The sequence below is a fragment of the Bacillus sp. FSL K6-2431 genome, from assembly GCF_038005165.1.
GTDB classification, from domain to species: domain Bacteria; phylum Bacillota; class Bacilli; order Bacillales; family Bacillaceae; genus Bacillus; species Bacillus pumilus.
Genome location: NZ_JBBOSQ010000001.1, coordinates 823,394 through 845,906, shown reverse-complemented (window position 1 = coordinate 845,906; position 22,513 = coordinate 823,394). Strand labels below are relative to the sequence as shown.

General features: G+C 43.4%; 25 protein-coding genes, 1 riboswitch and 1 other annotated feature. Of the genes, 20 read left to right on the top strand and 5 right to left on the bottom strand.

Annotated features, from left to right (window positions below; translation table 11 throughout):
* The first annotated feature begins 263 nt into the window (after positions 1 to 263).
* Entirely contained in the window at positions 264 to 1,220 is a 957-nt protein-coding gene (locus MHH40_RS04300) for a ring-cleaving dioxygenase (protein WP_003212217.1), read from the top strand.
* Positions 1,221 to 1,356: 136 nt separating this feature from the next.
* Here MHH40_RS04300 and MHH40_RS04295 read toward each other — a convergent pair whose 3' ends face one another.
* Positions 1,357 to 2,661: a trypsin-like peptidase domain-containing protein gene (locus MHH40_RS04295; RefSeq protein ID WP_137054739.1), complete on the bottom strand. Its 1,305-nt coding sequence runs from the start codon at positions 2,659 to 2,661 to the stop codon at positions 1,357 to 1,359.
* Positions 2,662 to 2,829: 168 nt separating this feature from the next.
* On the opposite strand from MHH40_RS04295, the gene proG reads away from it, so the two are divergent.
* From proG to MHH40_RS04245, 10 genes are all read left to right on the top strand, one after another.
* Positions 2,830 to 3,654: a pyrroline-5-carboxylate reductase ProG gene (gene proG, locus MHH40_RS04290; protein ID WP_340900665.1), complete on the top strand. Its 825-nt coding sequence runs from the start codon at positions 2,830 to 2,832 to the stop codon at positions 3,652 to 3,654.
* A gap of 189 nt (positions 3,655 to 3,843) precedes the next feature.
* On the top strand, positions 3,844 to 4,668 hold the full coding sequence (locus tag MHH40_RS04285; RefSeq protein WP_003211925.1) for a M55 family metallopeptidase: 825 nt from the start codon (positions 3,844 to 3,846) through the stop codon (positions 4,666 to 4,668).
* A gap of 18 nt (positions 4,669 to 4,686) precedes the next feature.
* Positions 4,687 to 5,622 (top strand): ABC transporter permease, encoded by a 936-nt coding sequence (locus tag MHH40_RS04280; protein ID WP_050945204.1) that lies wholly within the window; start codon positions 4,687 to 4,689, stop codon positions 5,620 to 5,622.
* Positions 5,619 to 6,581: an ABC transporter permease gene (locus MHH40_RS04275; RefSeq protein WP_044138912.1), complete on the top strand. Its 963-nt coding sequence runs from the start codon at positions 5,619 to 5,621 to the stop codon at positions 6,579 to 6,581. The genes MHH40_RS04280 and MHH40_RS04275 overlap by 4 nt, the downstream gene beginning before the upstream one ends.
* A 7-nt stretch (positions 6,582 to 6,588) precedes the next feature.
* Positions 6,589 to 7,599, top strand: coding sequence for an ABC transporter ATP-binding protein (locus MHH40_RS04270; RefSeq protein ID WP_106032385.1), 1,011 nt, complete (start codon positions 6,589 to 6,591; stop codon positions 7,597 to 7,599).
* The gene (locus MHH40_RS04265; RefSeq protein ID WP_050945202.1) at positions 7,599 to 9,221 is read left to right on the top strand and encodes a peptide ABC transporter substrate-binding protein; all 1,623 of its coding nucleotides are present in this window, start codon (positions 7,599 to 7,601) and stop codon (positions 9,219 to 9,221) included. Before MHH40_RS04270 ends, MHH40_RS04265 begins: the two co-directional genes overlap by 1 nt.
* Positions 9,222 to 9,533: 312 nt before the next feature.
* Positions 9,534 to 10,475 carry a S66 peptidase family protein gene (locus tag MHH40_RS04260; protein ID WP_340900664.1) on the top strand — a complete coding sequence of 314 codons (942 nt, stop codon included), beginning with the start codon at positions 9,534 to 9,536 and terminating at the stop codon, positions 10,473 to 10,475.
* Positions 10,472 to 11,551 carry a dipeptide epimerase gene (locus MHH40_RS04255; RefSeq protein ID WP_106029836.1) on the top strand — a complete coding sequence of 360 codons (1,080 nt, stop codon included), beginning with the start codon at positions 10,472 to 10,474 and terminating at the stop codon, positions 11,549 to 11,551. Before MHH40_RS04260 ends, MHH40_RS04255 begins: the two co-directional genes overlap by 4 nt.
* Positions 11,551 to 12,468, top strand: coding sequence for a C40 family peptidase (locus tag MHH40_RS04250; protein WP_137054733.1), 918 nt, complete (start codon positions 11,551 to 11,553; stop codon positions 12,466 to 12,468). Before MHH40_RS04255 ends, MHH40_RS04250 begins: the two co-directional genes overlap by 1 nt.
* A complete protein-coding gene (locus MHH40_RS04245) occupies positions 12,458 to 13,426 on the top strand; it encodes an ABC transporter ATP-binding protein (protein WP_003211497.1) in 969 nt (322 codons plus the stop codon). The genes MHH40_RS04250 and MHH40_RS04245 overlap by 11 nt, the downstream gene beginning before the upstream one ends.
* Positions 13,427 to 13,465: 39 nt before the next feature.
* On the opposite strand, the gene MHH40_RS04240 is transcribed toward MHH40_RS04245, so the two are convergent.
* Positions 13,466 to 14,347, bottom strand: a complete 882-nt coding sequence (locus tag MHH40_RS04240) for a dimethylarginine dimethylaminohydrolase family protein (RefSeq protein ID WP_003210878.1) — start codon at positions 14,345 to 14,347, stop codon at positions 13,466 to 13,468.
* A 179-nt stretch (positions 14,348 to 14,526) separates the two neighbouring features.
* On the opposite strand from MHH40_RS04240, the gene MHH40_RS04235 reads away from it, so the two are divergent.
* From MHH40_RS04235 to MHH40_RS04215, 5 genes are all read left to right on the top strand, one after another.
* Positions 14,527 to 15,048: an acyl-CoA thioesterase gene (locus MHH40_RS04235; protein WP_034619972.1), complete on the top strand. Its 522-nt coding sequence runs from the start codon at positions 14,527 to 14,529 to the stop codon at positions 15,046 to 15,048.
* Between the two features lie 114 nt (positions 15,049 to 15,162).
* Positions 15,163 to 15,489: a PadR family transcriptional regulator gene (locus MHH40_RS04230; protein ID WP_012009682.1), complete on the top strand. Its 327-nt coding sequence runs from the start codon at positions 15,163 to 15,165 to the stop codon at positions 15,487 to 15,489.
* Between the two features lie 4 nt (positions 15,490 to 15,493).
* The gene (locus MHH40_RS04225; protein WP_050945197.1) at positions 15,494 to 16,246 is read left to right on the top strand and encodes an HAAS domain-containing protein; all 753 of its coding nucleotides are present in this window, start codon (positions 15,494 to 15,496) and stop codon (positions 16,244 to 16,246) included.
* 112 nt (positions 16,247 to 16,358) lie between these two features.
* Complete coding sequence (locus MHH40_RS04220) at positions 16,359 to 16,847, top strand: small multi-drug export protein (RefSeq protein WP_003211008.1); 489 nt, start codon at positions 16,359 to 16,361, stop codon at positions 16,845 to 16,847.
* Positions 16,848 to 16,864: 17 nt separating this feature from the next.
* The gene (locus MHH40_RS04215) at positions 16,865 to 17,410 is read left to right on the top strand and encodes a GNAT family N-acetyltransferase (protein ID WP_340900662.1); all 546 of its coding nucleotides are present in this window, start codon (positions 16,865 to 16,867) and stop codon (positions 17,408 to 17,410) included.
* Between the two features lie 17 nt (positions 17,411 to 17,427).
* Here the strand turns inward: MHH40_RS04215 and MHH40_RS04210 are convergent, their stop codons facing one another.
* A complete protein-coding gene (locus tag MHH40_RS04210) occupies positions 17,428 to 18,471 on the bottom strand; it encodes a bifunctional transcriptional activator/DNA repair enzyme AdaA (RefSeq protein WP_003212344.1) in 1,044 nt (347 codons plus the stop codon).
* 174 nt (positions 18,472 to 18,645) lie between these two features.
* Complete coding sequence (locus MHH40_RS04205; RefSeq protein ID WP_003212325.1) at positions 18,646 to 18,780, bottom strand: YrzI family small protein; 135 nt, start codon at positions 18,778 to 18,780, stop codon at positions 18,646 to 18,648.
* 220 nt (positions 18,781 to 19,000) lie between these two features.
* Positions 19,001 to 19,108, top strand: a riboswitch (guanidine-I (ykkC/yxkD leader).
* 66 nt (positions 19,109 to 19,174) lie between these two features.
* Here MHH40_RS04205 and MHH40_RS04200 point away from each other — a divergent pair.
* On the top strand, positions 19,175 to 19,504 hold the full coding sequence (locus MHH40_RS04200) for a DMT family transporter (RefSeq protein ID WP_003211810.1): 330 nt from the start codon (positions 19,175 to 19,177) through the stop codon (positions 19,502 to 19,504).
* On the top strand, positions 19,501 to 19,815 hold the full coding sequence (locus tag MHH40_RS04195) for a DMT family transporter (protein WP_003212530.1): 315 nt from the start codon (positions 19,501 to 19,503) through the stop codon (positions 19,813 to 19,815). The genes MHH40_RS04200 and MHH40_RS04195 overlap by 4 nt, the downstream gene beginning before the upstream one ends.
* Positions 19,816 to 19,847: 32 nt before the next feature.
* Here the strand turns inward: MHH40_RS04195 and MHH40_RS04190 are convergent, their stop codons facing one another.
* The gene (locus MHH40_RS04190; RefSeq protein ID WP_003211372.1) at positions 19,848 to 20,033 is read right to left on the bottom strand and encodes a hypothetical protein; all 186 of its coding nucleotides are present in this window, start codon (positions 20,031 to 20,033) and stop codon (positions 19,848 to 19,850) included.
* Positions 20,034 to 20,195: 162 nt separating this feature from the next.
* Here MHH40_RS04190 and purU point away from each other — a divergent pair, with 162 nt between their 5' ends.
* Together purU and proB are read left to right on the top strand one after the other, a co-directional pair.
* On the top strand, positions 20,196 to 21,098 hold the full coding sequence (gene purU, locus MHH40_RS04185) for a formyltetrahydrofolate deformylase (protein WP_003212058.1): 903 nt from the start codon (positions 20,196 to 20,198) through the stop codon (positions 21,096 to 21,098).
* Between the two features lie 43 nt (positions 21,099 to 21,141).
* Positions 21,142 to 21,360 (top strand) — a binding site (T-box leader).
* 55 nt (positions 21,361 to 21,415) lie between these two features.
* A complete protein-coding gene (gene proB, locus MHH40_RS04180; RefSeq protein ID WP_106029829.1) occupies positions 21,416 to 22,513 on the top strand; it encodes a glutamate 5-kinase in 1,098 nt (365 codons plus the stop codon).

The following is a 22,513-nucleotide window of genomic DNA, read 5'->3' as shown; positions in this document are numbered from 1 at the left end:
TTGTAATACGATTTTAGGAAAACAAGAATTAAAAAAATTTTCTGATTTTCGTATTTGTATTTAAAAGTGTTCGTTTATTGGAGATATCAGGGTGAATGTTTCGTTAAAAACGAACAATAAAAGATTATTTTTGACTTAATGTTAATTTTATCGTTAGAAACCGAACATCTAGCCAAATGGTTGACTTTTCTTGAAAAATGACCTATTTTATTCATAAGGATATTATCTTGAATTCGAGATATTTAGAAAGAGGAGTGAACGTAATGAAAATCAATGGAATTCACCACGTATCTGCATTAACAGCCAATGCTCAAAAAAATGTTGATTTCTACCGCCAGATTCTTGGCTTAAAACTTGTAAAGAAAACGGTCAATCAGGATGACCCATCTATGTATCATTTATTTTATGGAGATGAGGTCGCTTCACCGGGAACGGAGCTCACATTCTTTGAAATTCCAATGCTCGCTCGTCGTTTGAAAGGAACAAACGCGATCACAAGCACAGGCCTTCTCGTTTCTTCTGAAGAAGCACTTTCATTTTGGGAAAAGCGTTTTGAAGAGACAGACGTACAGCAAGAAACGGCTTCCTTGAGAGGGGGCAGACCTGCCTTGCGCTTTCAAGACCCAGAAGGGCAGCAGCTATTTTTAACAGTAGAACCGAACGCACAAGAAGCAGGCTCACCGCCAGTGCATGATGATATTCCGGCAGAGTTTGCCATTAGAGGTTTGGGTCCAGTGGAATTAACTGTTGCAGAAGCGGACAAAACGATCCGTGTTTTAACAGACATCCTTGGCTTCACCGAAAGAGCGCGTGAACAATCAAATGATGGTGAGATCGTGACCATTTTTGAGTCAGGAAATGGCGGTGCTGGAACAGAAATTCATGTGATCGAAAAAACTGAAGGGCCTTCTGAGCGTTCCGGCAGAGGAAGTGTGCATCACGTAGCCTTTCGCGTGGAAGATGCAGAGGAACTGGAAAAATGGTATGACAAAATATCAAAAGCAGGCTTCACGAACTCTGGTGTTGTGGAACGTTTCTACTTTAAAGCCCTTTACTTTAGAGAACCGAATGGTATCTTATTTGAAATTTCAACAGACGGCCCTGGATTTACAGTCGACGAAGGAGTAGATGAGCTTGGCGATCAATTAGCCCTTCCGCCATTTCTAGAGCACAAACGAGCAGAAATAGAACAAAGATTAACGCCAATTCAGTCATCATAAAAAAGCAGCTCATGATGAGCTGCTCAGCGTATAGACAACCCCCCCGCATTCTTTGTCAGATCTGCAAAGGTTTTCTATCACGCTGAAAAGAAAAAAGGGCTAAAATCATCTTGATTTTAGCCCTTTTTCTTTTGCATTAGGAACTTACCTGCTTAGATTCAGTTTGTGTTAATGTCACCTTCTTCGTTTCTTCTTTTCCGTTTCGAATGAGTGTGATGTTTACGGTGTCTCCAACTTTCGTATTCGTGTATAGTTCATGACGTAATTCACTTCCGGTTTTGATTTGTTTCCCATTGATGGCGGTAATGACATCCTCAGACTTTAAGCCGGCTTTGGCGGCAGGTGAGCCTGCGGCGATTTCTTTGACGTATACGCCTTGATCAAGCTGACTATTTTTGAGACCGAGTGTTTCTTTCTGATACACATCCGGGACTTGTTCGAGATCCAGCATGCTGATGCCGATATATGGACGCTCAATCTTTCCTTTTGCGAGAAGCTGATCGGCGATTGGTTTGACATCATTGATTGGAAGCGCGAATCCAATGCCTTCAACACCTGTTTCAGAAATTTTCATACTCGTGATCCCCACAACCTTTCCATCTGTCGTAAGAAGCGGGCCGCCGCTGTTTCCTGGATTAATAGCTGCATCTGTTTGAATGACATTAATGTTGCTTTCACCTGAGGATGTGTTCATCGAGACTGTTCGGTCGACACCGCTGACAATTCCTTGTGTCACGGTTCTTGATAGATCTTCACCAAGCGGGTTTCCGATCGCGATGACGGTTTCCCCAGCACGCAGCGAGGAGGAATCGCCTAATGCCGCAACCTTCGTTACGTGACTGCTGCTAATTTCTACAACAGCTAGGTCAGTCAGCGGGTCAGCTCCAACCAGTTTACCTTTGGCGGTTTTGCCATCGTGTAAGGATACTGTGAGTTTATTTGCCCCTTCAATGACGTGGTTATTTGTTAAGACATAGGCTTTACTGCCGGATTTTTTGAAAATCACTCCTGAGCCTGTACCTGTTTTTTCCTCTTGACTGCTTTTATTTTGCTGTGATTCATCAAAAGGCGTATTGAAATCGCCGAAGCTCGTGTCTGTTTGACTTTGCGCTTGGTAGTTTGTAATGCCGACAATGGCTGGTGATACATTTTCCACCATGCTGGAGATGCTGCTCGATGAATGTGATGTTTGGACGGCGGTTGTTTTTGACGAATTGGCACTTGTATCATTTGTCGATACCACTGCTGAATTATGTGCTGTGTTGTCTGATGCGTGCTGGGCATATGGCGAAAGGACGTACACACCTAACGCCAGCGTACCGCCTACAACACCGCTGACAAATGGCTTAAACCAGCCGTTTGGCTTCTTCTTTCGTTTTTGTGGCTGCTCCGTTGTTTGAAGTTCTTGAGAAGGTTGTTGTTCATTTTTGTGATGTGTCATTCAAATCACTCTCTTTCATCATTTTTTCATGTATGGGTTTAAGGGGTTTTACCTTTTGTTGTGGATACTGACTTGATCGTAAGAAAAAAGTGTGGGATAAAAATGAAAACATTGTGGGAAATTGTTAAAATAAGTAGTGAATCTAAGCAAAATAGAGGAGATTAAACTGTGAAGACAATTGGAATCATTGGATATGGAAGCATGGCTGATATGATGGTGCAAAAATGGCTGGAAAAAGAAGTGCTCTATGCCCATCAAATCATGATCCATACAAGAAGTGAAACGGACCGCCTGCTTCAACTTAAAGACAAGCATCAAGAAATAAACATCTGCTCATTAGAGGAACTTTCTGCGTCATGTGATGTACTTTTTATCTGCGTGCCGCCGCTTGCTGTACTTGATGTACTCGATCAACTGTCTTCAGCAGCCAAATCGGTGCATATTGTGTCAGTAGCAGCGGCTGTGACGTTAGACAAGTTATCAAAGCATACGACTCAACCAATATCCAGATACATCCCAACGCTCACGTCAGCTGTTGGAACGGGCGTTTCCCTTGTTGCGCATGGTGAAACTACTGGAGAGGAAGAAAAGGCGCGTTTGCACCGCCTGCTTTCAGCTTTTAGCATCGTACGTGAAGTTGAAGAAGACAAGCTCGATGCGGCGAGTAACTTGACGAGCTCATCTCCTGGTTTTATCGCTGCTCTTTTTGAAGAAATGGCGAGAGCTGCTGTGAGAAATAGTGAGCTTTCCTTAGAGGAAGCGTATGAATTTTTAACGTATGCCCTTTTAGGCACAGGTCAAGTCCTTGTAGAACGGGGCCTCACCTTTGCTGAAACCGTCGATAGAGTGGCGACAAAAGGGGGCATTACAGGAGAAGGCGCCGAGGTTATTCAAAAGCAGGCACCTCAGATGTTTGATGATCTATTTACACAAACGATGAAGAAATATGAACAGCTGAAATCACAGATTAACGAAGCAGACAAACACCACTAAAGACATAGTTAGTGGTGTTTTATTTGTTAAAAAAATCCTTTGTCGTACAGTCTTTTGATCTATAATATCTGAGTCTAATTTCCTTATTTTCAGACATTGTATTGAAAAATCGATCAAGTAATCATATAATTTTTTAGAAAATTTAGAAAAATATACACAAATTTTAAGTTTAATTTAAGGGGGATGGGAATGAAGCTCTATGTATCTGTCGATATGGAGGGGATTACTGGTCTAGCTGATCATACATTTGTCGATGCCCGTCAGCACAATTATGAACGGGGCAGAAAGATCATGACGGGTGAAGTGAATGCCTGTGTGGAGGCACTTCTTCAGCATGGCGCAACCAATATTTTGGTCAATGACAGTCATTCTAAAATGAATAATTTGTTGATTGAAGAATTGCATGAAGAAGCATCTCTTATATCTGGTGACGTCAAGCCTTATTCAATGGTTCAAGGGTTAGATCAAACCTATGATGCTGCTGTTTTTTTAGGCTATCATGCGAGGGCGTCTATGAAAGGTGTGATGTCCCACAGTATGATTTTTGGTGTTAGACATTTTTACATAAATGATCATCCAATTGGTGAAATGGGCTTTAATGCGTATGTTGCAGGCTACTATGGTGTGCCGGTGATTCTTGTTTGCGGAGACGATCAAGCAGCTCTTGAAGCAGAGAAGCTGATGCCTGGTGTGAAAACAGTGGCAGTGAAAGAGACCATATCAAGATCTGCTGTGAAATGTCTCACTCCTGCCAAAGTCAACCAACAAATCTCACAGCAAGTGGAAGCCGCAATGAAACAGATTCATCACATCAAGCCGCTGACGCCTCCTGATCAGCCGCTGCTGAAGATTGAGTTTGCCAATTATGGACAAGCTGAATGGGCGAATTTAATGCCTGGTACTGCCATTATTGAAGGGACAACAACGGTGACGTATCAAGCAGAGAATATATTAGAAGCCTACCAAGCGATGCTTGTCATGACAGAGCTTGCCGCACGTACAACATTTTGTTAAGCGAGGGGGAGACGGCAGATGACCAGCTTTTTGCTCAAGCGTTTTATTGCGATGATTGCCACGATTTTAACGATTACGACGTTAACGTTTATTTTAATGAAGGTCATCCCAGGATCGCCCTTCAATGAAGAACGAAATACAAACGAAACCGTCCAGCGAAACCTCGAAAGCTACTATCACTTAGACGAACCACTGTATGTTCAATATGTCATCTATTTAAAATCCATCGTTACCTTTGATTTTGGTCCTTCCATTAAAAAGCCTTCTGAAAGTGTCAATGATCTATTGGCGAGAGGCTTCCCAGTCTCATTAGAACTTGGTCTTATCTCTATATTGATTGCTGTCATCTCCGGCATCCTGCTAGGGGTCATGGCTGCCCTCCGGCACAATGGATTGATTGATTATATCGCCATGACCATTGCTGTTTTCGGTATATCCATTCCAAACTTTATCTTTGCTACCTTATTAATTCAGCAGCTTGCTGTGAATTTGAACCTCTTTCCTACAGCGATGTGGACAAGTCCGATGCATATGGTGCTGCCAACCATTGCTCTTGCCGTTAGTCCGATGGCCATTATTGCCCGGTTAACAAGATCGAGCATGATTGAAGTGCTGTCTCAGGACTATATTCGCACTGCTAAAGCAAAAGGACTTTCTCCCTTTAAAATTGTGTTTAAACATGCACTTCGAAATGCGCTTTTGCCTGTTGTGACCATTCTTGGCACACTTGTCGCAAGCATTTTAACAGGAAGTTTTGTCATTGAAAAAATATTTGCGATTCCTGGCATGGGAAAATACTTTGTCGAGAGTATTAACAACCGTGATTATCCTGTCATCATGGGAACCACTGTTTTTTACAGCATCATTTTAATCACACTTCTTTTCATTGTCGATGTGGCGTATCGCCTGCTTGATCCAAGGATTCAGCTGCATCAGAAAGGAGGAAAGGCATGAGTATACATTTGCAGCAGGATCAACCGAATCCGCATCATGAAGTGCCGGACGAATGGTTTTCTCCGAGAGAGCAAAAGAAAACGGAGGCCCATGCCATTAAAAGACCCTCTCTTTCGTATTGGGCAGACACATGGAGGCGACTGAAGCAAAATAAGCTTGCGATGTTTAGTCTATCGGTATTGATTTTTCTTTTTATCATGGCACTATTAGGCCCATTGCTTGCACCTAATAGCGTGACAGAGCAGCGTCTTTCGATGCAAAATCTGCCGCCATCCGCTGCTCACTGGTTCGGAACGGATGAGCTTGGACGAGATGTGTTCACGCGTACATGGTACGGGGCGCGTATTTCTTTATTTGTAGGCGTCATGGCAGCCCTGATTGATTTTGCCATCGGCGTGATCTATGGAGGCATTGCCGGTTATAAGGGCGGGAGATATGACCATGTCATGATGCGAATCGTCGAGGTGCTCTACGGTCTTCCTTATTTACTTGTTGTCATTTTATTGATGGTTCTGATGGGGCCAGGGCTCGTCACCATTATTGTAGCGCTCACTGTCACCGGATGGATTGGAATGGCAAGAATCGTGAGAGGTCAAGTTCTTCAGCTGAAAAGCCAGGAATATGTCCTTGCCTCAAAAACCTTTGGTGCAAAGAGCCTTCGTATCATTCGCCGCAACCTGCTGCCGAATACGATGGGGCCGATTATCGTTCAGATGACCTTAACTGTACCAACCGCGATATTTGCAGAAGCGTTCCTAAGCTTTCTTGGTTTAGGCATTCAAGCACCGTTTGCAAGCTGGGGCGTGATGGCAAATGATGCGCTGCCGACAGTGCTGTCAGATAACGGGCATTGGTGGCGTTTATTTTTCCCTGCGTTTTTTATTTCGCTCACGATGTTTTGCTTTAACAATTTAGGTGATGGCTTGCAAGATGCGCTTGATCCGAAGATGAAGAGGTGATGGCGCTTTGAAAAAAGTTCTACAAATCATCGATCTGCACGTCAGCTTTCGGACATATGGCGGCTCAGTTCGAGCGGTACGCGGGGTGAATGTGGATGTATATGAAAAAGAAACCCTTGCCATTGTAGGAGAGTCAGGCTGCGGGAAAAGTGTGACTTCACAAAGCATTATGAGGCTGCTGCCAGCTTACAGCGCTCATGTTGATCGAGGAGAAATCTGGTTTGAAGACCGAAATTTGCTGTCATTATCTGAAAAAGAAATGCGCGCCATACGAGGTGTCGATATTTCGATGATCTTCCAAGATCCAATGACCGCACTGAACCCAACCTTGACAATCGGCGATCAGCTCATGGAGGCGGCAAAGGAGCATCAAAAGCTGACGAAAAAAGAAGTGACAGAAGCCGCCATTCGGATGCTTGATTTGGTCGGCATTCCGCAGCCGAAGGAAAGGTTAAAGCAATACCCTCACCAGTTCAGCGGGGGAATGAGGCAGCGGCTCATGATTGCCATGGCACTAATTTGCGAGCCCAAAGTGCTGATTGCTGATGAACCGACGACCGCACTGGATGTGACCATACAGGCACAAATATTAGAGCTGTTTAAAGAGATTCAGAGAAAAACAGGGGTCACCATTATTTTAATCACACATGATTTAGGGGTCGTCGCCCAAGTCGCAGACCGGGTAGCCGTCATGTACGGAGGGAAAATGGTGGAGGTCGGAACGAGGCGAGATATTTTTTACAGTCCGCAGCATCCCTATACAAAAGGACTTCTGCAATCCGTTCCAAGACTTGATATGAAAGATGAACTCATTCCAATTGAAGGAAGCCCGCCTGATTTATTTGCTCCGCCAAAGGGCTGTCCGTATACAGATCGCTGCCCGTCCGCCATGAAGGTGTGTGATCATATCATGCCGCACGAAACGCAGCGGTCACCTACCCACACAGTGCATTGCTGGCTCCAAGATGAGCGAGCGAATCAAACCGTTTTATCATCAACACAAAGGGGGAGTTTTTGATGAGAAAAAAGGGATGGATCATCAGTATATGTTTGTTCACGATCATGCTGCTCGCAGGATGTACAGCCAATGAGCAAGCAGGGAAAGGATCATCAAGCAATCAGGGTGAAAAGAAAATATTAACCTTAAATAACGAAAATGAACCGACGTCGTTTGATCCGCCGATTGGTTTTAATAATGTATCGTGGCAAGGGCTCAATAACTTAATGGAGGGATTAACGAGACTGAATGAAAAGCACGAACCATCTCCTGCAATGGCGGAAAAATGGGAGATATCAGAGGATGGAAAAACGTACACGTTCCATTTAAGAGATGGCATCAAGTGGTCAAATGGTGATCCAGTGAAAGCGAGTGACTTTGAATATGCGTGGAAGCGGCTGCTGGATCCGAAAACAGGCTCATCTGCATCGTTCCTAGCCTACATGATTGAAGGCGGAGAGGCATTTAACAGCGGAAAAGGAAACAAAGAAGACGTGAAAGTCAGCGCTGTAAATGACAAAACGCTTAAGGTCACACTGGCATATCCGCAGAAATCGTTCTTAAATATGACCGCAAACCCTGCTTTTTTTCCTGTCAATGAACAGGTAGCTAAGAAGGACCCAAACTGGGCAAAAGACGCCAAAACCTTTGTCGGAAATGGACCGTTCAAGCTGACAGAGTGGAAGCATGATGAGAGCTTCACAATGGAAAAAAGTGAGACGTATTGGGACAAAAAAACAGTCAAGTTGGATCAAGTGAAGTGGCTGATGATCAGTGATCGAAACACAGACTATCAAATGTATCAATCAGGAGATTTAGATACTGCCTTTGTCCCAGCAGAGCAAAGTGAAAATCTGCTGAAAAATAAAGATGTACAAATTGAAGACCAGGCTGGATTGTTCTTTTATCGTCTGAATGTGAACATGGAGCCTTTTCAAAATAAGAACATCCGCAAAGCTTTTCAAATGGCGATCAACCCGCAAGATATCGTGGATTATGTAACGAAAAATGAAGAGAAGCCAGCACGTGCCTTCGTCTCGCCAGGCATTCTTGATTCAAAGGGTGAGGATTTCAGAAAAGCTGGCGGTGATCTTGTGAAGAATGATAAGAGTGAAGCTGCGAAGTTATTAGAAAAAGGGCTGAAAGAAGAGAACTATTCAAAACTGCCAGCCGTCACATTGACATACAGTACAAAGCCTGAGAACAAGAAAAAAGCTGAAGCCATCCAGCAGCAGCTGAAAGAAGCGCTAGGTGTAGATGTGAAGCTTGCAAACATGGAAGCCAATGTGTTTGCAGAAGATCAAAAGGCGCTCAAATTCCAATTCTCACAAAGTTCATTTTTAGCAGACTATGCAGATCCAATCAATTTCCTAGAGAGCTTTCAAACAGGGAATGCCATGAACCGGACAGGATGGTCAAACGATACCTATGATCAGCTGATCAAAAAGGCGAGCCAGGAAGCAGACGAGCAAAAGAGAAACAACATCCTTCATGATGCAGAGGCACTTCTCATTGAAGAAGCACCGATCATTCCGATTCATTTTTATAACCAAGTTCATTTACAAAAAGAAGGCGTGAAGGGGATTGTCCGTCACCCTGTTGGGTATATCGATTTGAAATGGGCACAAGTAGATGGAGAGTAATATTAGGATCAAAAGACGCTTTTAGATAAAAGCGTCTCAGCGTGTAGACAAACCCTCGCATTCGTTGTCAGTCCTGCGCGCTGGTGCTCACGAATGACAAATTCGCTCCGCGCCAGTGCTCGTCCTTCCTAGACTGCAAAGGTTTTCTATCACGCTGAAAAGAAGACAAAGGGCTAAAATAAACATCATTTTAGCCCTTTGTCAACAATCTAAGACGCTTTTAGATAAAAGCGTCTGTTCCTTTATATTCGTTCATGTTATGAAGCAGAAACCCATAGATTGAAAGAAACAAAGAGAAAGAGGGGATATGGCATGAGCCAGCTGCCAGTGGCACTTCAAACAGGGGATACGGTGGGGATTATTGCACCAGCAAGTCCGCCTGATGAGCTGAAATTAGCAAAAGGGATTGCCTTTTTAGAAAGCCTCGGGCTAAAGGTGAAAAAAGGGAAGTATTTGGGCCGCCGGTATGGATATTTAGCAGGTCATGATCATGAAAGAGTGGAGGATCTTCATCGTATGTTTCAAGATCCAGAAGTGAAGGCGATTATTTGTGCTTGCGGAGGATACGGGACTGGCAGACTTGCGGAAGCCATTGACTATGACCTGATTCGCCGGAATCCAAAAATCTTTTGGGGCTATAGTGATATTACGTTTTTACATACGGCCATCCAGCAGCAGACGGGTCTTGTGACGTTTCATGGGCCAATGCTTTCCTCTGATGTGGGACTTGAGGAGGTCCATCCTTATACGAAAGATACCTTTTTACAGCTGTTCGCACCGAAAGCTTTTACGTATGCGCACCACTTGTCACCCCTTCATACTTTCTATCCGGGCACCGCTTCAGGTGAGATTGCAGGAGGAAATCTTGCCCTCATCGTGACAACACTTGGTACGCCTTTTGAAATCGATACGAAGGGAAAGCTTTTGTTCATTGAAGATATTGACGAAGAACCCTATAAAATCGATCGAATGATGCAGCACCTCACATCTGCTGGAAAATTGGATGATGCGACTGGATTCATCATTGGAGATTTTCATCAATGTGAGCCAAAAAAGAAAAATCAGTCCCTCACATTGAATCAAGTATGGGACACCTATATTGTCCCGCAAAAGAAACCTGCACTTGGGGGCTTCCGGATCGGTCATTCTTCGCCGAACTTTGCCATACCAATGGGCACGCAGGCTACATTAGATGCGACAGGAAAAAAACTGCACATTTCTCCAGGCGTTGCAGCGAAAGAGGTGATCAAATGAAAATCGTCGATGTTCGTACATGTAGAATGAGTGTACCGCTAAAAAAGCCTTTCAAAACCGCTTTACGAACGGTGTATGACGCAGCATCTCTGATCGTTATCATCACATATGATCAAGGTGACGTCAGCTACGGAGAGGCAGTCCCGACAACAGTGATTACAGGTGAAACGCTGGAAAGCATCGACTATGCCATCTGCGAAGTGATCAGACCGAGTTTGCTTGGAGCTTCCTTGTCAGAATATGAACAAATTTTTTCTCATATGAACCGGGTGCTCGCTTGCAACACAAGCGCAAAGGCAGCGGTTGACATGGCCATTTATGATGGCTTAGCGAAGCAGGCAGGACTTCCACTTTATCAATACCTTGGCGGATATCGCAGTCAGCTTGAAACCGATTATACGGTCAGTGTAAACCGTCCGCTTGAGATGGCGGAAGATGCGAAGCAATACGCAGCTGAAGGCTTTCAGACATTAAAGATCAAGGTAGGAAAAGATGATATAGATACGGATATTCAGCGTATCAAGCGAATTCGAGAAAAGATCGGGCCGGATATTCAGATTAGACTCGATGCGAACCAGGGCTGGACGTGGAAGGAAGCGGTCGTAGCCATTCGGAAAATGGAGCCAATGAATATCGAGCTAGTCGAGCAACCAGTGCCAAAAGAAGATATCGAAGGCCTACGCCGTGTGACGGAGGCAACAGATACACTGATAATGGCAGACGAAAGTATTTTTAGTTTTCATGATGCGATCAAGGTGCTTGAAACGAGAAGCTGTGATTTAATCAATTTAAAATTAATGAAATCAGGCGGCATAAAAGAAGCCCTAAAAATCAATGCACTGGCAGAAGCATACGGCGTAAAGTGCATGATTGGCAGTATGATTGAGTCAAAACTTGGCATTACAGCAGCCGCTCATCTCGCCGCCAGCCAGCCAAATATCACCCGCTATGATTTTGATGCCCCGCTCATGCTAAAAGAGGACATGGTGGACGGAGGAATCGTGTACAAAGGAAAAGATATCTTTTTCCCGCCGCATCATGGGTTAGGCATTCAAGGAGTGAAAGGAGTCTCATGATGATATTTGAATCAAAGGTTGCAGTTGCGAACGTATGGACAGCGCCGCAGTCACCGAGAGAAATCGATCAAAAGGTACTTCAGAGCTCCTTCAAATTCAAAGAGTGGATTGACAAGCAAACATATGAAGAAAAACTGGCTTTATGTGAAGAAAATCTGATCCAGTCGCAAGTACTGCTCGGTGAACGAGTCATTGGCTTAGAAGAAACAGACGGCTGGATGAAAGTCGTTATTCCGCAGCAGGCCAGCCGGAAACACCCACAAGGCTATCCTGGCTATATACCTGCAAACCAACTAAAGCAAGTGACAGAAGGAAGTGCACCAACTATATCTCATATCGTTTGTCAGAAAAAAGCCATGCTCTATCGAAACGGGCAAGCGGACATGGAAATTAGTTTTTTAACAGAGCTCGCAGCTGTAGAAGAAACGAGTGATCGCTTTCGTGTTGTCACACCAGCAGGGACGAGAGAAATCAATAAAGCAGATGTGCAGCCAGTTTCATCCATTTTTTCTATGGCCGGCAAAGATGTTGTAGACAAGGGAAAACAATTTATTGGTCTTTCGTATTTATGGGGCGGCATGAGCAGCTTTGGCTATGACTGTTCGGGCTTTGCTTACAGCATGTATAAAGCGTGCGGATATCTTTTGCCGAGGGATGCAAGTGACCAAGCAGTGCAAGGAACACCGGTCGCATCAAGCCATTTAGAACAAGGCGACTTATTGTTTTTCGCCAATGACAACGGAAAGGGAGCAGTCCGCCATGTGGGGATCTACGCAGGTGACGGTATGATGCTTCATTCACCTAAAACCGGCAGAGAAATTGAACTTCTTTCCCTTGCTGGCACTTCATATGAAAAAGAATGGGCAGGTGCAAGACGGTATTTGCCAAGCGAGAGGAGCAAAGGTCATGGCAGTTGAACCACTTTTACAAGTAAACAATCTCAAAAAACATTTTCATCTATCGAAAGGAAGAACGCTAAAAGCGCTAGACGGTGTCTCCTTTCAGCTGAAACAAGGCGAAACATTTGGCCTTGTTGGCGAGTCCGGCTGCGGGAAATCCACACTTGGAAAAGTGCTTATGCGCCTTTATGAACCGACAGACGGAGAAGCCTTGTATGAAGGGAAAAGCCTTCATCACCTTTCACAAAAAGAATCCTTTGATTTTAATCGGCAAATTCAAATGGTGTTTCAAGATCCGTATTCCTCCTTAAATCCGCGGCTATCTGTAAAAGATATTATGCTGGAGCCAATGGAGATTCATAACCTTTATGGGAGTCAAAAGAAAAGGGTTGCCCGGGTGAAAGAACTACTGGAAGCTGTTGGACTTAGCTATGACTTTGCCACGCGCTATCCTCATGAATTCAGCGGAGGGCAGAGGCAGAGAATCGGTATTGCAAGAGCACTCGCCTTAGCGCCGAAATTTATTGTGGCAGATGAACCAATTTCTGCACTAGATGTCTCCGTTCAAGCGCAGGTCGTGAATTTGCTGAAGAAACTGCAAAAGGAGGAAGGGCTGACATTTCTCTTTATTGCGCATGACTTGTCGATGGTCAAATATATTAGCGACCGAATCGGTGTCATGTATTTAGGTCATCTCGTCGAATTGACTAGCAGTGATACGTTATATCAAACACCGCTGCACCCCTATACACAAGCATTGCTGTCAGCGATCCCCATACCAGATCCTGACGTGGAGGACAAGCGCAAAAGGTTCATTTTAAAGGGAGAAATTCCAAGTCCAGTGAACCCGCCAAGCGGCTGTGTATTTCGAACAAGGTGTCCTGCAGCGATGGATGTGTGTGCTGAAAAAAAGCCAACATTACAAGCAGTAGAAGAAGGGCATGATGTCGCCTGTCATTTATACGATCGGACATAAAAATAGGCAGAAAAAAAGCCAGCAAGTAGACAAACTGTTCTACACGCTGGCTTTTTTAGTGAACGAACGCCTAATCGGCAATGTGCAGCATCTAAAAGAGCCGCCAGATTTAATGATTTCTGAAAAATCCACTTCAATGACAGTGTAGCCGTGAGCGGTTAATGCAGCATTTGTTTCTTGATTGATGGGCAAACTGATCACTTTTTTCTGTCCAATGGATAAAACGTTTGGGCCGAGTGTGAATTGCTCTTGTTCGCTTATTTCAATTAGATGATAATGCATGTTGAGCAGGTGAAGATCCTCTTTTTTGAACGCTTCTGGATAAATCAATATCTCATCATGAGAGAGAATATTCATCACACAATCGAGATGCAAAATGTGAGCAGGAAGATGAATGGGAATGATGTCATGATCCGGCAGTTCTTTTTTAAGCTCATGAATAGCGGCTGGATTTGTTCTTTTGCTCGTTCCGACAAATACGCGTCTTTGATCCACAAGCACATCGCCGCCTTCAATCGTTCCATTTGTCAGGGTAACAGTCTTCAACCCATTTCCCTGTGCCCACTCTTTTAACAATTGTTCTTCTCCTTGCCTAACTGGAGCGGCCATGCTTGAAACAAAGAGTGTATGTCCAATCGTAAACCCAATATCCCGGGTAAACACTTGTTCAGGAAAGCGGTCATTTGCAGGAAGCATAATGGGGCGTACTTGATGGTCTTTTAGGGTTTGGATCAATTGCTTATGCTGAGTAATGGCTTTCATTTGAGAAATATTTTCTCTTGCAAAATGTTTTTGGGTTTCGTTGATGATCTGTTTGATTTCCATATAGATGGGACTGCATAAAAGGACTTCTTGTAAATCGTCATATTCACTCATGCATTGCGGCATTTTGTGTATTTGTTCTGCTCTCATAGAATCCATCAAATGGCCTCCTTGTTTGTTCATAGTTCTATTATTCCTCGTTCTAGTCATAGTTGAAACATTTCCGAAAGAAAATCTCTCACAGGAGACTAAAGCAAAATGTTTAGACAAACCTAAAAGAATAGTGTTTAATAAAAGTCGTTCCGCATTCACGAAAACAGCAAGAAGGAGCTATGATGATGAGTGAAGAAAATTTTAAATACTGCAAGGAATCAAAAGTTGTCAAAACCAGCAGGGTATTCCCTCTCGATACGAATAATCACCAAACCTTATTTGGTGGAAAATTAATGAGTTATATAGATGACATTGCCTCCATCTCGGCAGCAAGGCACAGCCGATGTGAAACGGTCACGGCATCAATGGATTCAGTTGATTTTTTAGAGCCGATTGGACAAAAGGAGTCGGTATGTTTAGAGTCCTATGTCACATGGGTGGGTACGTCTTCTATGGAAGTGTTTGTTAAGGTCATCAAAGAAAACTTGATGTCTGGAGAGCGCAGACTCGCAGCGACTTCATTTCTTACCTTTGTGTCGTTAGATGACAATGGGAAGCCAAAGAAAGTCCCACAAGTCATGCCGGAAACAGAGGAAGAAATCATGCTGCATCAAACCGCAAAACAGCGGGCTGAAGAAAGAAAAAGCCGCCGAAAGCATAGCAAGGCACTGGCTGACGCACTTGGGACAGATAAACCATGGGCGTAAAAATCACCCTTTAAGCGGTGATTTTTTTCTAGAACGGTATCTTGCATGGCAAGATAGTGTGTGGTAAGATGATGCTATCTTGTGATGCAAGGTACTGGAATCGGAGGAACAAAGATGACAACATCCACACAAATGCTAAAAGGAATTTTAGAAGGCTGCCTGCTGTCGATTATTTCAGAGGGTGAGATTTATGGATATGAAATGACGAAGAAGCTCGCTCATTATGGATTTGATCAAATTAGTGAAGGCAGTATCTACCCGATTCTGCTGCGTATGCAAAAGGAACAGCTTGTGACCACTGTCACAAAAGCATCAGCAAGCGGGCCGAAAAGGAAATACTATACGCTCACACAAGCTGGAGAACAAGCGCTCACAGAGTTTATTACCCGCTGGAGTGAGCTTTCAAAAAATGTGAACTGTTTACTACAAAAAGGGAAGTGAGATTATGGTATCAAAAGAAACAAGACACATCTTACTAGAGCTGAAATTTTATCTCATATCAATGGGAAAAAATGAGGACGAAATTGATGAGCTGATGGATGAGCTAACGACACATGCGGTTGAGGCTGAAAAAGATGGCAAAACAGGGGAGGCTGTGTTTGGCGGAGATCCGAGGGGCTATGCTGATGAACTCGCAAAAGAGCTGTCAGGAAACCATAAAGACTGGGTTCCTTTCGTCAGTGCCTTCTTAATTGGTTCACTCTTTTATATGATTTTATCAGATGCGATCAGTCAAAGCTTATCCTATTCTTGGTATGCGTTAATTGGCTATCCGCTCGTTTTAGTAGCCAATGTCATCATGATTATTGTGATGTTTAGAGCGTCTGCCTTTCAGACAGGCGGCCGGGCATTTCTTTATTTTTGGATCTTAGGAATCTTTCAACTGACTTCAATGGTCACAATCAAACTATTGGATCAAAAGCTCGGCACACCATTACTTGTGCTGACCTCAGGTCAAAGATTGGGCGTCATCCTGCTTATGCTGTTATGTATCATTGTCTTTAATGCAATCTTAAAGGCGAATGTCGTTTCATTGATACCGGTTATCTTCTTCGGACCGCAGCTCATATTCGAATGGCTTGGCTGGACATCACCAAGCGTGCTTCTCATGCAAAGTCTACTATCGGTTGTGATCGTAATAGGGCTTATGCTCATGGTCTTACGCCGGGCGAACAAGAAAAATGAAAACACGATGTAAAAAATAGAGTACATCTATCCGGTGTACTTTTCTTTTTCTAAAAAAATGTAGAAATGGTAGCGTATTTTTCATTACAATGGGAAGAGGACAAAAATGAAAAGGGGTTCTATGCTTGGATATTTTATGGGGATATGTACTTGTTTTTGTATTGGCTGCTTTGCCTTTTTTTGAAGTGGTTGGTGTTGTTCCACTGGCCATCTTAGGTGGACTGCATCCTGTGACAACGGCTGTAATCGGATTCATCGGCAACTTTCTCACAGTCTTGCTCCTCATTGTTTTCGTAGACCGCTTCAAAGCATGGCGGTTGAGGAGAAAAGAGGACAAAAGTGATGAAAAAGGAGAAAAAAAGCAACTGCGAGCCAGAAAAATTTGGGAACGATATGGTCTCCCGGGATTAGCGCTTATTGGTCCTTTTATCATCGGCAGTCATCTAGCGGCATTTATGTGCATGAGCTTCGGGACGAAGAGAAAGCAAGTTGCGGTGTGGATGACAGTCAGTTTAATGATGTGGACGGCGCTGGCAGCTAGTTTAACCGGTGCGGGAATCCATTACTTTGCCCCAGATTCAAATGGATTGTTCGGTGATATTTTTAATCAGTAAGTGAGGGGGGATCATAAATGAAACTTCAAACACGCATAGTGCTTGAAACAGAGCGCCTTAGACTGAGAACGATGAATGAACATGATGCATCATTTTTATATGACATGTTGTTCCAAGATGAAGAAGTAATGAAGTATTATCCTTCTTTGAAGGATGAGCAGCAGACGAAAGAGTGGATTGCATGGAATCAAAAGAATGACCGTATGTATCATACTTCTCTCTGGATCATTGAAGACAAAGAAACGAATGAACCACTTGGACAAAGCGGGATTGTTCTGCAAAACATTGAAGGACAAACAGAACTTGAAATCGGCTACATGCTAAAAAAAGCAGCGTGGGGAAATGGCTATGCTGCTGAAGCCGCAAAAGGCTGTCTCACCTATGGTTTTGAAGAAATGAAGGTCAGACGAATGGTGAGCTTAATCCGCCCAGACAATGAAGCATCGGTAAAGGTCGCTTTAAAAATGGGCATGAAAAAAGAAAAAACCATTTCAAAATGGGACCAAATCATTGATGTATACAGCATCACCCGCAACGAAGAAAACGGCTCGCTTACAAAATAAGCAGAGCCGTTTTTATTTTATATCCGCTGTTCTAGCTGAAGTAAATATTTCTTACGTTCAACCCCGCCGCCGTAGCCGCCAAGCTCACCACTTGTTTGAATGACGCGGTGGCATGGAATGATGATCGCCAATTGATTGGCACCATTTGCATTCCCTACCGCCCGGACCAAATGCGGATCGCCCAGCATCACAGCAAGATCTCGGTATGAACTTGTTTCGCCTGATGGAATGCGTGTGAGCAGGTCCCACACCTTCATTTGAAAAGGGGTACCATGCATGGAAAGTGGTACGGTAAACTGCGTCAGTTTTTTCTCGAAATATAAGGTCAATTCCTTTACTAATTGTTGGTGGACGTTTGTTTCCCCAACTAAAATACGCGCATGATGCTTTTCTCTCATGTTCTCAATTTCCTTTTCTAGTCCCCGCCTGTCCATAAATTCCAGTAAATACACATGCGCGGCATCTGTCACGCTGATCATGCGTCCAATCGGTGTGGAAATAAAATTAGCGTGGAGAATCTTAGTCTGCGCCTTTTTAGGGGGATTTCCCATGATTTTCGTAAAGGCATCATTGAAGGCACTCGAAGAATCATAGCCCAAGGCGACCTGCTGATCAATCACTTTTTTTCCATTCATAATTTCTTTAAAGGCAAGCCCCATTCGGCGTGATCTCGCATATTGAACAAAGGTCATGCCGTAGATTTCTTTGAATTTCCGCCGGGCCGTTGCAGAGTGAATCCCTAACTCGCGAAAGTCCTCTTCTTTCCAGCGTTTTTCAGGATGTGTTTCAACTGCTGAAACGAGTGTTTTGACTTCTTCTGGAATGCTGTTTGGATAGGTTAATGGAGTGCAGCGCTTGCACGGACGATATCCTGCTAGCAGTGCTTCCTCTGCTGTAAAGAAAAACTCACAGTTCTCATATTTTGGTTTTCTAGCGGTACATGTGGCATGGCAGAAAATACCGGTCGTCTTAATGCCGGCGAAAAATGTGCCGTCATATTGCGGATTCTTGTCAACCAGTGCTTGATAAAATTCATGTTTCTGTACGTCGGTTATCATCATACGATCCACCTCTTGGTTTCATTATTTGGGCCGATACAACGGATGATCTGTAAATGCAGCATCCTAAAGTTGAACGTTCATCACATCAATCTGAGTTCATTATACCAGCGATATGATCGTTCCTTTAACGTCTGAGCGTGTCTAACTTGGTCCTTCTTCCATATTTTTTCTGTTTTAGTTCATATACTTTAGTTGTTTCTGTTTCATTTCTTCATAAAATGTTTCAACTTCTTGTTCGTAAAGAACGGTCTCCATGTCCTTGTATTTACGCTTGATCGTCAATGTAATAAAAAATAAATGGATTGTCATATACGTTCATTTCCCTTCGGTTAGCAGCACGCAAATATCCCGCAGATCTTCTTTATCAGTTGATCTGTTTCTAACACTTAGTATACGCCGGTCCGAAATCATTTCTTTCGAAAAATGAACAAGTATATTTGAAGAGGGAGAGCAAACTGGTAGACCGGCATATTGGGGTGTGATAAGATTTTTAATACAGAATCTGCTCTAAGTCAGGTCTGTTTATCATGAATTGGTTTTCTAGGGTTCCGTGCGCTGGCGCAGTCTGGACCGAGAGAAAACACATAGGGTCTTAGAAGAGGCCATATGGACACGGAGGGATAAAAGCCCGGGAGATTTGATCAAACGATCGATTTCCAGGCTTTTTTTGTTGGTTGGAATCGTTCAGAAAGGAGAAGATCAGATGAAATGGGGAAATGTCTTTATTGCGGCCATCTTTGAAGTCGGCTGGGTGATGGGGCTGAAATATGCCCACTCGCTCATAGAATGGGGCGCAACCATCGTTTGTATTATCGTGAGCTTTTATTTACTCCTGAAAGCAACAAGTGTACTCCCAGTTGGCACACTTTATGCCGTTTTTACCGGGCTTGGGACAGCAGGAACCGTCGTCATAGGCATGGTGCTTGGTGAGCCGGTTCAGCTTGTCAAACTGCTTTTGATTGTCATGCTTTTGTGCGGTGTATTAGGACTGAAGCTGACAACAGGTGAAAAGAAGGGAGAGGCTGAATCATGAGCTGGCTTTTACTTATTGGAGCAGGCATCTTAGAAATGTTTTGTGTGACCATGATGAACCAATTCCAAAAAGACAAGCATGTCAAATGGATTTTATTCATTGCGGCTGGTTTTTCGATGTCCTTTCTGATGCTGTCTCTTGCGATGAACACGATTCCGATGGGAACGGCGTACGCCATTTGGACTGGAATCGGAGCTGCTGGAGGCGCCATCGTCGGTATGCTGTTTTACGGAGAATCGAAAGACGCAAAACGTATTTTCTTCATCGCACTGATTTTATCTGCGGCAGTAGGATTGAAAATCATTGAATAAGAAAAGGCTGGCAGATAGATGCCAGCCTTTTGTTACATCGAATGATGATTGGAATCGTTTTCATTTTTGCGGTAAAGCTGGCTCACAAGCAGAAAACACACACCAAATGTGAGAAAAGGAATGAGTCTTTCACCGGCTATAAAAAGGGAAATACCTGTGATCAGACAAATGATGCCGAGCCAAAAGCTCACTTTTCCAAACAAAGTCATACTTTTCATCTCCATCACTCCTTTTATGATAAAAGGTCTATTCACATTATATCACGATAGGTGCAGAATTGAATGAATATTCAATGAAAAATAGGGCTCTACATTGCTTTTTCTCTTTCCAGTCCAGTATAATATTTCATTAGAATGAAAACGTAAATGAGGTCATGATACATGAGAACTTTGATAACAGAGAAACTTGAATTACACAGACAAAAGCATGAGCAAAAAGGAAGATTGCTTGTCAGCTGCCCGGATCAGCCTGGAATTGTATCAGCTGTCTCTTCCTTTTTATTTGAGCACGGAGCAAATATCATTGAATCCAGCCAATACACAACAGATCATGAAAGCGGCCGGTTCTTTTTAAGAATTGAATTTGATTGGAAAGACATCTCGGCAAATATGGATCAGCTGAAGCAGCAGTTTGAACCAATTGCAGCATCTTTTCAAATGACGTGGAGCATGTCGCGTGCAAGTGAGCTGAAAAAGCTGGCAATCTTTGTGTCAAAAGAGCTTCATTGTTTACATGAGCTGCTATGGGAATGGCAAAGCGGCAATTTGATGGCTGAAATTGCGGTCGTCATCAGCAATCATGAAACGGCAAAAGATACAGTAGAAGCGCTTGGAATTCCGTTCCATTTTGTGAAGGCGAACAAAGACATTCGCAAAGAAGCGGAAAAACAGCAGCTCACATTATTAGAAGAGTATGATATTGATGCCATTGTGCTTGCTAGATACATGCAAATTTTAACGCCTGGATTTATAGAACAACACCCGAACAAAATCATTAATATTCATCATTCCTTCCTGCCAGCGTTTATCGGTGCGAATCCATATAAGCGTGCATATGAGCGAGGAGTCAAATTAATTGGCGCAACCTCTCATTATGTGACCAATGATTTAGACGAAGGACCGATCATTGAACAGGATATTGAGCGTGTAGATCACAGGGATGATGCGGAAGCTTTAAAAAATATTGGCCGAACAATTGAGCGGAGTGTGCTTGCACGTGCCGTCAAATGGCATCTAGAAGATCGAATTATTGTGCATGAGAATAAAACGATTGTATTTAATTGACCGCTTGACTTTTCCTTAGCAATTGGTGATAATATAAAAAAATTAACGAGCGTTGAAAAGGAATAGTAAGCAGGAACTGATGCGTAAAGAGAGCAAATGACATGCTGAAACATTTGCCGCAGACAGCTGCTGAACCTGCCCTTTGAGCCTTAGAGGAAAAATCTAAGCGCGTGCCTGGCGTTACAGGAGTTGAGTGGAATAAGCTAGATGTATGCTTATTCAATGAAGGTGGTACCACGGAAAATCCCTTTTCGTCCTTTACATAAGGAGAAAAAGGGATTTTTTTGTGCCTAAAGGTATAGCGGAGGGAATCAATAATGAAAAAGCAAAGGATCGTCATCAAAATTGGCAGCAGTTCATTAACAGAGCAAAAAGGAGCCATTGATGAACAAAAAATGCAGGATCATGTGAAAGCGATAGCAAAGCTGAAAGAGGCTGGGCATGAAATTATTTTAATTTCATCAGGAGCCGTGGCAGCAGGGTTTGGCAGCTTAGGGTATCCATCAAGACCTGTGACCTTAAAGGGAAAACAGGCAGCAGCAGCCGTTGGTCAGGGCTTATTAATGCAGAAATATACAGAACTATTTTCACAGTTTCACATGACACCTGCACAAATGCTTTTAACCCGTAATGACTTTTCAGATCGAACAAGATATCGAAATGCTTATGCAACGATGATGGAGCTGCTAGAAAGAAAAATTTTACCGATCATTAATGAAAATGATTCTGTCTCCATTGAGGAGCTTACCTTTGGTGATAATGACATGCTGTCAGCTCTTGTCAGTGGATTAATTCATGCAGACCAATTGATCATCTTAACAGACATTAACGGTATTTATAATGCAAATCCAAATGAGCATCCTGAGGCGAAGCGTTTTGATGTACTAACACACATTTCAGAAGAATTGTTTTCATATGCGAAGAGCACAGGCTCAAAAGTGGGAACAGGCGGGATGAAATCAAAGCTGTCTGCTGCACAAACGGCACTTTCACTAGGCGTGAAAGTCTTCATTGGTACAGGTACTGGTGAGGATAAGCTGCTTCATATTCTAGCGGGTCAAGGAGACGGAACGTATATCGGAGAACAGGACTTATCAGCTGTTAACAACCGCCGTCAATGGATTCAATTCCATTCACCCGTTTCTGGGAAAATTATGATAGATGCAGGAGCGGAAGCGGCGATTTTGCATCATGGCAGAAGTCTTCTTCCAGCTGGCGTCATTGATGTCGCTGGTGACTTTTCTAAAGGAGAGGTCGTTGAAGTCGTCGGTCCGAATGGGCTAGTAGGTAAAGGACAAACCTTGTACGCATCCGATGAGCTTCGCGGTATTAAAGGAATGCGAAGTGATGAGCTTTCAAATGAGAAGCCTGAAGTCATACACAGAGATCACTGGGTACAGCATGTACAAAACTGA